Source organism: Kribbella sp. CA-294648, from assembly GCF_050943845.1.
Taxonomy (GTDB): Bacteria; Actinomycetota; Actinomycetes; order Propionibacteriales; family Kribbellaceae; genus Kribbella.
The window spans coordinates 7,464,097-7,477,023 of sequence record NZ_CP191981.1; the positions used below are offsets into that span (position 1 = coordinate 7,464,097).

A 12,927-nucleotide genomic window follows, 5' to 3' on the forward strand; every position below is an offset into this window, starting at 1 on the left:
TGCGGAGGACCTGTCATGCCCCCGGACGACCCGACCCTGCAAGCCGAACAGGACTACCTCCGGACCTCGCGCGCGGCGCTGGCCGTGATGCGGGAGAAGACCGGCTCGCTGGAGATCGCCAGCGCGGACCCGGTCAACACCGAGTTCCTGAAAGCCGCGATCTGGCGGCGGATGAAGGAGCTCGAGGACGACCCCGACGTCCCGCTGTTCTTCGGCCGGCTGGACTATCTCGAGCCGGCCGAGGAGACCTTCCACATCGGTCGCCGGCACGTGAACGACGACGCCGGCGAGCCGCTGGTGGTTGACTGGCGGGCCGAGATCTCGGTGCCGTTCTACCGGGCCAGCAAGACCGAGCCGATGGGCGTCGGGACCCGCCGCCGGTTCGGGTTCACGCACGGCGAGATGACGGCGTACGAGGACGAGGACCTGACCTCGGCCGCTCCCGAGCAGCACAGCAACATCCTGGACGCCGAAATCGAGCGTCCGCGGTCGGGCCCGATGCGTGACATCGTGGCCACCATCCAGCCCGAGCAGGACGTGATCGTCCGGGCCGGGGTCGAGGAAACCATCTGTGTCCAGGGCGCGCCGGGGACCGGGAAGACTGCGGTCGGCCTGCACCGGGCGGCGTACCTGCTCTACGCGTACCGCGACCAGCTCAGCCGGGCGGGCGTGCTGGTGGTCGGGCCGAACGCGAGCTTCCTGCGCTACATCGGCGACGTACTCCCGGCGCTGGGCGAGATCGAGGCGAAGCAGACCACGGTCGAGGAGATGGTCGCCCGGGTGAAGGTCGCCGGGCCGGGGCCGGCCGCCGTCGATGTGCTCAAGGGTGACGCGCGGATGGCCGAAGTCCTGCATCGCGCGGTGTGGTCCCAGGTGCAGCTCCCTAAGGAAGCTTTGGTGGTTCCTCGGGGATCTCACCGATGGCGCGTACCGGCGTACCAGGCTGAGGAGCTCGTCAACGAACTGCGCACCCGCGGGATCAGGTACGGCGCCGGACGCGCGATGCTGCCCCAGCGGCTCGCGCACGCGGTCCTGCTGCGGATGGAGGCGGCCGGGGACTCACCCGACGACCGCGTGCAGGACTCGGTGGCCCGGAGCCGTCCGGTGAAGCAGTACGCCGAGGCGCTGTGGCCGGCGATCGATCCGGTCAAGCTGCTGTTCCAGCTGTTCACCGATGCCGAACTGCTCGCCGAGCATGCTGACGGGATCCTGACTGCTGACGAGCAGAGCATGTTGCTGTGGGAGAAGGCACCGCGGTCCGCGGGCGCGGCCAAGTGGTCCGTTGCCGATGCCACCCTGATCGACGAGATCGCGGACCTGGTCGACCGGACTCCCAGCCTCGGACACGTCGTACTGGATGAGGCGCAGGACCTGTCGGCCATGCAGCTCCGGGCGGTCGGCCGCAGGTGCTCGACCGGCTCGATGACGGTCCTCGGCGACATCGCCCAGGGCACGACACCGTGGGCAACGCCGTCCTGGGACGAGGCGCTGCGTCACCTGGGCAAGTCCGGGGCACACACCGAGGAGCTGACGGCCGGCTTCCGCGTCCCCGGCCAGGTGATCGAGTACGCCGCCCGCCTCCTGCCGCAGATCGCTCCGCACCTGACCCCACCGACTGCGGTACGGCGGGCTCGCGGTGAGCTGGCTATCACGCGGGTACCGGACGCCCTGGACGCCGCCGCGGCCACAGTCGCCGACGTCATGGACCGGCCGGGCTCGATCGGCATGATCGTCCCCGACGCACTGGTCCCGGCAGCCCGGAAAGCCTTGCAGGACAGGGGTTTGAGCTTCGCAGTACTGGGTGACGAGGATGACGTCGACGCGCACGTGGACGTAGTCCCGGCCGGGCTGGCGAAGGGTCTCGAGTTCGACCACGTCGTCCTGGTCGAGCCGGCCGGCATCGTCTCCGGCGAACCCGACGAACGCACCGGCCTCCGCCGCCTCTACGTCTGCCTGACCCGCGCTGTCACCTCCCTCGCGATCCTGCACAGCCAGGACCTCCCCGAGGTACTGACCGCCTGATCGACTGGGCGCTGATCCGCAACCGCAAGGCAGAGGTGTGCGGATCGAGCGGTCATCGTTGTGCTGGGGCTGGCAGACTGTGGCGGTGGTGGTCCTGCGGATGAGATGGAGCGAGCTGCTTCCCGGCTCGGCTCCGCTGGCGGACGACCTCGTGGCCCGGTACGTCGAACGCACCCGGCGCGCGTACCGCGATCAGTACCTCGAGACGGTGCTGGACACGCTCGAGTCGCTGATCCAGCTCAGTACCGATCCGACCTCGGTTCGGCTTGCGGCCTGGTTTCATCGGGCGGTGCACCAGCCGGGGGGTGGGGCCGCTGAGGATGCTGAGTCGTCGGCGCGGCTGGCGGAGCAGACGCTGCCGGCGTACGGGGTAGATCCGATCCGGATCGCCGAGGTGGCTCGGCTGGTTCGGCTCACCGGGGAGCTGGCGACACCGCCGACCGATGCCTACGCGCCGCCGCGCCGGGACGCGAACGGGGACGTCCTGCTCGACGCGGTCAACGGCGTGCTGGCGATCGCTCCGGCTCGCTATGCCGCGCACGCAGCCGAAGTACGACGGGACGCCGGTGACCGCACTGCTGCCATCAGCCGCCGGTACGACGAGGTGCAGCAGCTGTTGGACGGGCACCTCTACCGGACTCAACTGGCGCGGCAACGGATGGGCACGATGGCTCGCGCCAACCTGGAAGCGGAGCTTGCCGGGCTCGACAGTGAGCTGCCTGCGCCTTGGCGGGGGTGGCAGCAGGCCGCGCTGGCGGCGACGGCCACCTTCGCGGCAGTGGCGGCATCAGTCGCGTCGATAGCGGCAGCGGGCGCTCCCTGGCAGGTGCCGACGGTGGAGCCCGAGTCCGGCTGGCCTCCGGTTGCCCTGGCCGTTATCTCGCTCGTCTGCGCTCCACTGCTCTTCCGCTCCGCTCGTAGCGCCAGTCTTCGCGGCAGGTTGACTGCTGGTGCAGCAGTGGCCGTCGCAGTCACAGGACTCCTGGTTGCGTGGGCCCAGGTGCCAGCGACGAACCCGGCCGTCGGTATCGGCCTGCGGGTCCCACTGGTCATCTCCTCACTCCTACTACTCCTGCTAGCTGGTACTGCGGCTCTGGTGGCGTCCCTGCTGCGCACGAAGACCGCGAGATTCCTCCCGTCCCGGAATCTCGGCCAGCAACTGGCGTGGCTCGCAGTACCGGGCGTGATCGCGCTACTGCTTCTCCTGGTGGTGCAGCCGCTGGCCAGGGGTTACGTGTTGAGCTCCAACGAACGATCCGAAGGGCCACGCAAGCCCGCCGGGGCGGCACCTCAATCGGTGGTCGACGGCGGCGTCACGTGGGTCAGCCGGGCGTTGGCCAGCGCGGGCGCCGAGGAGGCCATCGGGACGAAGTACGGAATCGCCGTACCGCGGAGCAGCGGTGTGGTGGAGATGGTCGACGCGGCCACCGGCGAGTTGCGCTGGCGGTACAGCCGGTCCGACTCGGACGAGAAGCCGGAGATCGTCGCCACCGGCAACGGCGAGTACGTGCTGGCCGAGTTCGCCGACGTGGGCTACCTGTTGCTGGACGCGAACACCGGCAAGCGGAAGGCCGCCTGGCCGGGCAGCACGCGTGACCACAGCATCCAGCAGGCCGACCCGCTGCTGACGGGCGAACGGAAGTCCCGGGGCTCCGACAGATTGCACGGGGTCGACACGGACGGCAGCAACCGGTGGACCTTCGAGCCGGGCCGCTGTACCGACATCGGAGCCGTGGCCACCTCGGACACGGTGGTCGCCTTCCTGGGACACAGCTGCGGACAGGAGCCTGACGAGATCGCCGGGCTGGACCTGGAGAGTGGCAAGAAGCTCTGGAGCAAGGCACCGACCGACATGTACCGGCGGCCGGTGGTGGTCGGCGGTGTGGTCGTGGTGGCCGAGCCCGGTGGCGACTCCGACGTACCGGTCGCGCTGGTGGGGATCGAGCCGCGGACAGGTGAGACGAAGTGGCGCTGGCCGGTACCGGCGGGCTGGTCGTGCCGGACGCTGCTGAAGCCGGCCGGGCGGTACCTGGTCGTCGTGGACTGCCCGGGACGTGAGACGGCGCAGGCCCCGAAGACGGTGGTCACGGCGATCGACGCGGTGACCGGGCAGACTGCCTGGCAGACGACGGGTCCGGTGAACCCCCGCACTCGAGTCGCCGTCACTGCCGACGGGCGGGTCGTGTCGCTGTCCGGCACCTCCCGAGCCTGCTGGGCCAACGTGATCGACCGCACCGGCTACCGCCGGGTCCGCCTCCCGACCGGCATCTCCTGCGGCCGCGACCCGGTCGCCATCGGCAACCTCATCCTCACCTCAGGCACCGCCGGCGTCATCGCCCTGCACTGAGCTGGGCCTCGGCGGTGGCGAGGAGTTCTACGACTCGGGTGCCGAAGGCTATGTCGACCGGGTGGGTGTCACCCGACTCGGCTGCCGCTACCAGCTCGGTCGCGGCCAGGGCGAACGCGTCGGCGGCAGGGGTGTCACCGGCCGGCAGCAGCGCAGTACCGGTCTCTCCCCAGACGCCTGTCTCGAAGTTGATGCCCTCGGGCGGCGCGGACAACGACAGGCTCGCCGTGCTCGTCGCACCGGACTCGTGGGTGAGGACGAGGTGCACGAGATCACCCGCCCCGCCGACCGCGCGGATGTCGGTGATCGGGCCGAGCAGGGCACTCAGGTTGGACAGCGCATGCGGGCCGATGTCCCACAGCGCACCCCGCTGCTCCCGCCGCCACGGAGACTCGCTGAACGGGTTACCGGGCTCGTCGAGCGACGCGAGCATCCGGGTCCAGCCGCCCTTCCAGCCGCCCGTCGTCTGGATCTGGTCGAAAAAGGCGCGGGTCTCCGGCTGGAACCTGCCGGTGAAAAAGACCACTGAGGCGATTCCCTCGCCATTCACCTCGTCGGCCAGTGCCCGGGCGTCGTCGAGCGAGTCGGCGACCGGCTTGTCCAGCAGCAGATGCTTCCCGACCGCCGCGGCCTCCAACGCCATCGACGCCTGCACCCGCGGAGGCACGGCAAAAGCCAGGGCATCCACGTCCGAGAGTAACGCTGCGTAGTCACTGTAGGCAGCGACCTCTAAGTCTGTAGCCAAGGCCTGAGCTTTGCTCTCGTCACGACCCCAGACACCCACCAATTCGACGCCTTCGGCGGTCTTCAAGCCGGGTCCGTGGGTCAATTTGGCCCATGGCCCAGTTCCGACCAAACCAAAGCGCATGGTGTCCTCCATCCTTATTCCTTCCCCACCCCACCGGCCCCGAACAGGTGACGAGCCGATATCGCTTTGGCCACGACCCTAACCGGGAGCCCCGGATCGGTCGGTACGGGCCCGTACCGGGTGCGAGACTCACGGCCATGGACCTGCGCGACCAGTGGAATCGCCTGCTGCCGCACGCGCAGCCGCTGGGCGACGACCTGCTCGCTCGTTACGCAGAGCAACATCGGCACTATCACGACCAGCGGCACCTGACCGAGATGCTCGAGACCATCGACGAGCTGGCCGGCCAGGCCGACGACGCCGACGCGGTCCGGCTGGCCGCCTGGTTCCACGACGCGATCTACGACCCGCAGGCCGAACCGGGTGAGAACGAAGAGGTCTCGGCCCAGCTCGCCGAGCTCGAGCTGTCGGCGTACGGCGTGGAGGCGGCCCGGGTGGCCGAGATCGGCCGGCTGATCCGGCTGACCGCCAAGCACGACTGCGCCCCCGACGACGCGAACGGCGCCGTGCTGTGCGACGCCGACCTGCGCGTCCTCAGCCTGTCCGCCGCCCGGTACGACGAGTACGCGGCCGGCATCCGGGCGGAGTACGAGCACATCGCGGACCGCGATTTCGCCCGCGGCCGGATGACCTTCCTGCGAGGCCTCACCGAGACCTCCCTGTACGCGACCGGCTACGGCCGCGAGCACTGGGAAGCGGCGGCCCGCGAGAACATCCAGCGCGAACTGCAGCAGTGGGGCCCGAAGGCGGCTCGCCCGATCGCCGGGCTGATCCCGATGATCTACCTGGGCGCAGCACTCGGTGTCGTCATCGCAGCCTCGGTCCTACTCGGCCGCGGCCTCGGTGCGGCCGCACGCTGGCCTGCAGCCCCCGGAGACGTCAACGGCTTCCCGGTCTGGGCACCAATAGCCGGTACTGCGGTTGCCGCCGGCCTCACGTGCGCCTGGTTCCGGCGGGGGCAACCCCGGCTGGTGACGATCCCTGCGATGGTGTTCGCCGCTGTCGGGGTGGTCGCCATCGGGATCTGCTGGTGGCAGTGGCCGTCGGCTCAACCCGGTGCGGCCATGAGTGAGCGCTGGCCGTACCTCATGCTCGCCTCTGTCGCCCTGCTGATCGCCGGTGCCTTACTGGCCTTGGCGCGGCGGCTCCGGTTGGCTCCGCCGTACGCGTTGTCGCCTCCACGAGGGCTGAGCCTGGGCGTGACGGTGGTGTGCGCGTCGCTGCTCGCCTGGGTCGTGGTGTCGGCCGGCGAGCCGTTCGTACAGGCCCGGCTCGAGACAGCGAACACCGTGAGCACCACGACAACCGTGCCGCCCGGCGTACAGCCGGTGCAGCTCGATGGTGGCGTCGCCTGGAGCCGGGAGGTGCCTGCAACGGGCGCAATCGCCGGGACCGTGGGTGGCGTGGCCGAGCTCCGGACCGATGGCGTGGTGATGTCCGACGCGACGACCGGCCAGATCCGGTGGCGGTACGCCCGAGCAGACGTCGACGACGCCGCGTCCAGTGGCTCCGAGGGGCTCCTGGTCTCCAGCGACGGCCGCACCATCGCGGCCCACCTCCCGTACGACGGCGGGCGGGCCCCTCGAGGGATCGACCTGCCGACGTACGCAGTACTGGATGCGGAGACCGGCAAGGTGCTCACGGAGGTTCACACCGACGGCACCGCAATCGCCGTCGATGCGAATCGGCTGCTCGTGGCAGAGGGCGAGAAGGTCGTGGCGCACGGCGTCAGCAGCCCCACCCACTGGCAGACGCAGCTGAAGTGCACCGTGACGCAGGGCGTGCTGCTGGCCGACCAGGCCGTCGTGGTCGACGCCTGCGGTGGGAACGGCGCGGTCGTCCGCGGGCTGGACCTCACGGACGGCAAGCAGCGTTGGGAGGCCAACCTGGGCATCCGCTTCGAGATGGAGGCCGAGCTCGACCCGTCCAAGTGGATCGGCGAGCTGGTCGCAGTACCGGACACCCGTGAGGTCTCCGGGCTCGTCTGGACCGGCGCGGCCGGTGGAACACTGCACCAGTGGTCACTGGACGTCAATGAAGGCCGCGTCCTCTGGTCCACCCCGGTGCCCGGTACGCCGCGGCCGCGGCTCGGGCGGTCGTCGTGTGACGCGCAGCTGGCCGCTACGCATTCCTCGATCGTCCTGGTGACCTGCAGGGGCAGTAGCGAGGCCGGCGAAACCCAGACGTACGACGTGTCCGCGCTCAGCCCGGCTGACGGCACACCGCAGTGGCACCACCTCGTACCCATCCCGCCGAAGCTCCAGCACGCCGAGTTCCCCCGAGACGGTTTCGGCCTGCTCCCGGACGGCCGGGTGGTCACCCTGATGCCCCAGGCCGACGGAAGCTGCTCCCCCGTCATGATCGGTGCCACGGGCGTCCAGCCGCGCCCACTGGTTGCCGGCCCCACGACAGCCTCGGCAGCCGAGACCAAGAAGGTCACCTGCAACAGGCCGGCCGTCGCAGTAGCCAGCGGCCGCCCCATCTTCAGCGACGGCACCCGCCTCTTCGCCCTGAACTGAGCCGAGCCGCTGGCTAGGCTCAACCCATGCGACGAGCCTTCCTTGCCGCCCTGACCGCTGCTGTCCTGCTGACCACCTCCGCCTGTCTGGCGGAACCCGAGGCTGATGGGGAGCCTGGTCCGATAGTCACCTTCAGCAGCACATCAACTCCGGCTCCTGTCGCATCGGCGACACCTGCGCCACCGGCGACACCTGTGCCACCGGCGACACCTGTGGCTGCGTTCGGCAAGTTGGAGAAGCAGTACGGCGCCCGGCTCGGCGTGTACGCGCTGGACACCGGCACCAACCGCACGATCGCCTATCGCGCCGACGAGCGCTTCGCCTTCGCCTCCACCTTCAAGGCGCTGGCGGCCGGCGTCCTGCTGGCCCAGAGCAAAGACCTGGACAAACTGATCCGGTACTCCGAGTCGGACCTGCTCGCCAACTCACCGATCACCAAGAAGAACGTCCGGGCCGGCATGACGCTGCGGCAGCTCTGCGACGCGGCGATCCGCTACAGCGACAACGCCGCGGCCAACCTCCTGCTGACCGAACTCGGCGGACCCAGCGGCTTCCAGGCGGCACTGCGGAAGCTGGGCGACACCACCACTCGCTCGGATCGCAACGAGCCGAGCCTGAGCGAAGGCGCCCCGGGAGACCCGCGGGACACCACCACGCCGCGAGCCCTGGCGACCAGTCTGCAAAAGCTTGCTTTAGGCAACGTGTTGCGGCCGGCTCCACGGTCGCCGCTGGTCGGCTGGTTGCAGAACAACACCACCGGCGCCACGACGATCCGGGCCGGCGTACCGACGAGCTGGAAGGTCGGCGACAAGACCGGAACCGCGGGCTACGGCGGCCGCAACGATGTAGCCATCCTCTGGCCCCCGAACCGTGCACCGATCATGCTGGCTGTGATGTCGAGCAAGGGCGTGAAGAATGCGGAACGAAACGACCAGCTGATCGCTTCCGCCGCTGCGGCGGCGGTCGCAGCCCTGGGGTGAAGAAGGCGAGATGGAGCTGACAGCTAGCGCACTGATGGCGGCTCTGCGGGAACAGGCCAAGCCGGGTGAGGTGGTGCACAAGCACTATCACGGCGCCGGGGACGTGCTTGGGGTGCCGATGCGGGTGACGTTCGATATCGCCAAGGCGTTCACCGGGATGGGGTTCGGGGAGGTCGAGCGGTTGCTGGACGAGTCGTCGTACGAAGGGCGGCTGGCCGGGTTTTGTGTGCTCGACTTCAAGGCGCGGGGCAAGAAGACGACGGATGACGAGCGGCAGGCGGCGTACGAGCTGTATCTGCGCCGCCATGACGCCATCGACAGCTGGGACATGGTCGATCGCGCGGCACCGCACGTGGTCGGTCGCTACCTGTTGAACCGCAGCCGAGACCCGCTCTTCGAGCTCGCGCGAACCACCGACCCGCTGCGCCGGCGTACGGCGATCACCGCACCCTTGTACTTCGCCCGCTTCGGCACCGCCGCCGACCTGGCCGACCTCTTCGCGATCGCCGAACTCCTCCTCGACGACAAGGACCCAGTGGTATCGAAGCCGGTCGGCATCGCTCTCAAATACTCCGGCGTCATGGACGAGGCCGCCCTCAGAAGCTTCCTCGACCAGCACGCGGATGCCATGCAACGCCCCACCTTGCGCTACGCCAAGGAGAAGCTCAGCTAGCGGGAATTTCCGTTGCCCCTGGCAGCGTTGACACCTACCGTGATGCTCATGTTCCGCGTGGATTCTGTTGCGTACCTGTCAGGCACCGGCCTGTCAGGCGCTGCCGCGTGGACTGCGGATGATTCAGCTCTGTTCACCGGTGCTCGAAGCCGACCCTCCTCCTGCTGACCGCAGGACCCGCGGAGGAGGGTGGCTCGCAACCGGCCCCCTCCGACCGCTGAAACACCAGCTGGTACGGACGGCGGGCCCCGGGGTCCTGGCTCTTCGAATCTTCTGACCAGCAAGGGAAAAATCATGGCCAAGAGCCAGTTCGTGCGGACCAAGCCGCACCTCAACATCGGCACCATGGGGCACGTCGACCATGGCAAGACCACGCTGACCGCCGCGATCACCAAGGTGCTCGCCGAGCGCTACCCGGGGACCAACTCGTTCGTGGCGTTCGACGGGATCGACCGGGCGCCCGAGGAGGTCCAGCGCGGGATCACGATCAACATCTCGCACGTCGAGTACGAGACCGCCAACCGGCACTACGCGCACGTCGACATGCCCGGGCACGCCGACTACGTGAAGAACATGATCACCGGCGCCGCCCAGGTGGACGCCGCGATCCTGGTCGTGTCGGCGCAGGACGGCGCCATGCCGCAGACCCGTGAGCACGTGCTGCTCGCGCGACGCGTCGGGGTGCCGTACCTGGTCGTCGCGCTGAACAAGGCCGACGCCGTCGACGACCCCGAACTGCTCGATCTGGTCGAGCTGGAGGTCCGCGAACTCCTGTCGGAGTACGGCTTCCCGGGTGACGAGGTGCCGGTCGTGCGCGTGTCCGGTCTGCGTGCGCTCGAGGGCGACCCCGAGTGGATGAAGGCCGTCGGCGACCTGCTCGACGCGATCGACGACTATGTGCCGGTCCCGGACCGTGAGCTGGGCGAGCCGTTCCTGATGCCGATCGAGAACGTGCTCACCATCAGCGGCCGCGGCACCGTCGTCACCGGCGCGGTCGAGCAGGGCTCGCTCCGGCTCGGCGACGCCGTGGAGGTGGTGGGTCTCGGCCCGACCGTCACCAGTACGGCGATCGGGCTGGAGACGTTCGGCAAGTCGCTGGAGTCCGCGCAGGCGGGTGACAACGCGGCCGTGCTGCTGCGGGGCATCAAGCGCGACGAGGTCCGTCGTGGCCAGGTGGTGGCGCTGCCGGGCAGTGTGCAGCCGCACCGGAAGTTCCGGGCGCAGCTGCACGCGTTGTCGACCGCCGAGGGTGGCCGGCACACGCCGTTCGCCGCGGACTACCGGCCGCAGTTCTATTTCCGTACGACGGACGTGTCCGGCGGGATCGACCTGGGTGAGATCGCCCTGGTGATGCCGGGTGACACGATCGAGCTCGGCGTGGAGCTGGAGAAGCCGGTCGCGATGACTGTCGGCCTCGGCTTCGCCGTCCGTGAAGGCGGCCACACCGTCGCCGCCGGCACGGTGACCGAACTGCTCGACTGAAGAGAAGGTGCCCCAGGGTAGTTGCCTGGGGCACCTTTCTCTGCGAAGCAGCTACGCGGCGAAGTCTTCGATCAGCCGGGCCATCGGTACGCCGGTGAGCGGGCGCTGCAACTCGTCCAGGTACTGCGCGATCGCCGGCAACGCATCGGTATCGGCCACCAGCATGACAGCGGCCCACTCCTCGCGCGGCGACAACAACATGGCCGCTCGATAGCCGCTCAGACGCCCATTCAGATAAAGCATCCCAGCCGGCCCAACCCCCCATCCCAGCCCATAGGCCAGCGGCAACTCCACCCGAGGCCGCGCAATCTCGGCCAGCAACCCCTTGTCCCGCAGGAGAAACTCACAGAAGCTCAACAGGTCGGGAACAGTCGACCACAACCCACCACTAGGCCGCCGAGCCCGCGGATAGACCGCCTCGCCTGCTGCCCGCCCCGCAGGGGCGAGGAAACCGGTGGCTGTGAGGCCGCAGGCCGAGATCAGCTCATCGATGCCGTCCTCGAAGGTGCCCCCGGTCAACCTTGCCAGCAGGGCGCCCGCTAGGAAGTAGTTCCCGTTGTAGTAGGCCCACCGCTCCCCCGGCGGATACTCCTGCCCACCCTCCACCACCAGCCGCGCAGCAGCGAGAAACACGTCGTCGCCCTCGCCCAGCGCCGCGGCCGCCCCGGCATCCACCGTCTGCTTGAGTCCCGTGGACTGCGACAACACCTGCCCGACGGTCAACTCGGTCGCAAGTTCCGGCAGAACCTCGGCCACCGGCATGTCCACCCCGAACCCTTTGTCCCGCAGAGCCTTGACGGTCGCCGCAGCGGTCACCGTCTTGGTCAACGAAGCGATCCGGAAGACCGTGTCAACGGCTACGCCACTAGACGCCACCTCGCGCCGCCCGCGCTGCGACACGCCGACCACCGCATCCAGCCCGGCAAAGCCCTTCAAATCCACCTCAATGCTCCTTGCGACGCCGCAACCCAGCCTCGATCAACCGCCGAACCAGCACCCGGCTGGACACCGGTACTGCGCCCGCCGCCACCAGCGCGTCGTACTGGTCGGACGGTACGTCGTAGTGGTCGCGGTCGAAGCCTCGTGCCGGGATGCCGGCCTGGCGGGCGAACTCGTGCAGTTCGTCGTACGAGACATCACTGGCCAGATGGGACCAGACGCGGTCCCACGCCGGCCAGGCCGGCGGGTCGATGAGGATCATGCCTTCTCGTCCTGCGCGTCCAGCAGGTTGCGCCAGGCCCGGACGAAACGCGAGTTCACGTAGGCCTTGGTCCAGGAACCGTCCTGCCGCACCGACGACCCGACGTGGAACCGCCGGACGCCCGCGCCGTACAGCCAGGGCACGTGTTCCGGCTGGAGCGAGCCGCCGGCCATCATCACCTGGGCGACCTGCGGATCGTCCTTCGCCAGGCTGAGCAGATCGTCCAGCCCGTGCCCGACACCGAGCGCCGAGCCCGCGGTGAGTACACAATCCAACCCCGGCAGCCCGCGCAACGCACGCCACGCCTTGCGTTGCTCCAGGACATGGTCGACGGCCCGGTGGAACGTCCACGGCGTACCGGCGAAGGTGCTCGCCAGCGCGGCGACCGAGTCGACGTCCACCTCGTTGTCCGGCGTGAGGAACCCGAACACGAACCCGTCGGCCCCCGCCGACAGGTAGGACTGCGCCATCGCGGTCAGCCGGTTCAGCTCGGCGCCGTCGGTGCCGAACGAGTCCGACAGCCGCAGCATCACCCGCAACGGCAGATCGGTGACCCGGCGGATCGCGCTGACCGTGGAGACCGACGGGCACAGGCCGTCGGCCTCCATCGCGGCGCACAGCTCCAGCCGGTCCGCGCCGCCCTCCTGAGCCGCTTCGGCGTCCGCCGGATGTAGCGCGATGACCTCCAGCAACGAACCCATGCCGCCATCATCCTTGATCGGTCCGCCAAGCCGCTCCGGAAATTGGTGTTGCACTCCCCGGAAGTCTTCTGTATCGTTTTTCTAGAACGATTTAGAAGATCGATACAGAAGACTGACCAGAGACGAGGTGCCGG

Annotated in this window: 10 protein-coding genes; 6 read left to right on the forward strand and 4 right to left on the reverse strand. The window is 69.1% G+C overall.

What is annotated here, in order from left to right:
* Positions 1–15: 15 nt before the first annotated feature.
* Positions 16–2,022, forward strand: a complete 2,007-nt coding sequence (locus tag ACQPYM_RS35505; protein ID WP_433009585.1) for a HelD family protein — start codon at positions 16–18, stop codon at positions 2,020–2,022.
* A gap of 100 nt (positions 2,023–2,122) precedes the next feature.
* A complete protein-coding gene (locus ACQPYM_RS35510) occupies positions 2,123–4,369 on the forward strand; it encodes a PQQ-binding-like beta-propeller repeat protein (RefSeq protein WP_433009587.1) in 2,247 nt (748 codons plus the stop codon).
* Here ACQPYM_RS35510 and ACQPYM_RS35515 read toward each other — a convergent pair.
* Positions 4,353–5,249, reverse strand: a complete 897-nt coding sequence (locus ACQPYM_RS35515) for a Gfo/Idh/MocA family protein (RefSeq protein WP_433009589.1) — start codon at positions 5,247–5,249, stop codon at positions 4,353–4,355. The genes ACQPYM_RS35510 and ACQPYM_RS35515 overlap by 17 nt on opposite strands.
* Positions 5,250–5,374: 125 nt before the next feature.
* Between ACQPYM_RS35515 and ACQPYM_RS35520 the strand changes: the two genes are divergently transcribed.
* The 4 genes from ACQPYM_RS35520 (at position 5,375) to tuf (ending at position 10,891) form a co-directional block, all read left to right on the forward strand.
* Positions 5,375–7,756 carry a hypothetical protein gene (locus tag ACQPYM_RS35520; protein WP_433009591.1) on the forward strand — a complete coding sequence of 794 codons (2,382 nt, stop codon included), beginning with the start codon at positions 5,375–5,377 and terminating at the stop codon, positions 7,754–7,756.
* Positions 7,757–7,782: 26 nt separating this feature from the next.
* On the forward strand, positions 7,783–8,736 hold the full coding sequence (gene bla / locus ACQPYM_RS35525; RefSeq protein WP_433009593.1) for a class A beta-lactamase: 954 nt from the start codon (positions 7,783–7,785) through the stop codon (positions 8,734–8,736).
* Between the two features lie 10 nt (positions 8,737–8,746).
* Positions 8,747–9,409 (forward strand): DNA alkylation repair protein, encoded by a 663-nt coding sequence (locus ACQPYM_RS35530; protein WP_433009595.1) that lies wholly within the window; start codon positions 8,747–8,749, stop codon positions 9,407–9,409.
* 294 nt (positions 9,410–9,703) lie between these two features.
* Positions 9,704–10,891: an elongation factor Tu gene (gene tuf / locus ACQPYM_RS35535; RefSeq protein WP_433009597.1), complete on the forward strand. Its 1,188-nt coding sequence runs from the start codon at positions 9,704–9,706 to the stop codon at positions 10,889–10,891.
* A 51-nt stretch (positions 10,892–10,942) separates the two neighbouring features.
* On the opposite strand, the gene ACQPYM_RS35540 is transcribed toward tuf, so the two are convergent.
* The 3 genes from ACQPYM_RS35540 to ACQPYM_RS35550 are packed head-to-tail and all read right to left on the reverse strand — an operon-like array spanning position 10,943 to position 12,793.
* Positions 10,943–11,833, reverse strand: a complete 891-nt coding sequence (locus ACQPYM_RS35540; protein ID WP_433009599.1) for a serine hydrolase domain-containing protein — start codon at positions 11,831–11,833, stop codon at positions 10,943–10,945.
* 1 nt (position 11,834) lies between these two features.
* Positions 11,835–12,092 carry a DUF4031 domain-containing protein gene (locus ACQPYM_RS35545; RefSeq protein WP_433009600.1) on the reverse strand — a complete coding sequence of 86 codons (258 nt, stop codon included), beginning with the start codon at positions 12,090–12,092 and terminating at the stop codon, positions 11,835–11,837.
* A complete protein-coding gene (locus tag ACQPYM_RS35550) occupies positions 12,089–12,793 on the reverse strand; it encodes a copper homeostasis protein CutC (protein WP_433009602.1) in 705 nt (234 codons plus the stop codon). The genes ACQPYM_RS35545 and ACQPYM_RS35550 overlap by 4 nt, the downstream gene beginning before the upstream one ends.
* Between the last annotated feature and the right edge of the window lie 134 nt (positions 12,794–12,927).

Coding starts and splice junctions, on each gene's coding strand:
- ACQPYM_RS35515 (WP_433009589.1), bottom strand. CDS start 5,249: ATGGAGGACACCATGCGCTTTGGTTTGGTCGGAACTGGGCCATGGGCC.
- bla (WP_433009593.1), top strand. CDS start 7,783: ATGCGACGAGCCTTCCTTGCCGCCCTGACCGCTGCTGTCCTGCTGACC.
- ACQPYM_RS35505 (WP_433009585.1), top strand. CDS start 16: ATGCCCCCGGACGACCCGACCCTGCAAGCCGAACAGGACTACCTCCGG.
- ACQPYM_RS35530 (WP_433009595.1), top strand. CDS start 8,747: ATGGAGCTGACAGCTAGCGCACTGATGGCGGCTCTGCGGGAACAGGCC.
- ACQPYM_RS35545 (WP_433009600.1), bottom strand. CDS start 12,092: ATGATCCTCATCGACCCGCCGGCCTGGCCGGCGTGGGACCGCGTCTGG.
- tuf (WP_433009597.1), top strand. CDS start 9,704: ATGGCCAAGAGCCAGTTCGTGCGGACCAAGCCGCACCTCAACATCGGC.
- ACQPYM_RS35520 (WP_433009591.1), top strand. CDS start 5,375: ATGGACCTGCGCGACCAGTGGAATCGCCTGCTGCCGCACGCGCAGCCG.
- ACQPYM_RS35550 (WP_433009602.1), bottom strand. CDS start 12,793: ATGGGTTCGTTGCTGGAGGTCATCGCGCTACATCCGGCGGACGCCGAA.
- ACQPYM_RS35510 (WP_433009587.1), top strand. CDS start 2,123: ATGAGATGGAGCGAGCTGCTTCCCGGCTCGGCTCCGCTGGCGGACGAC.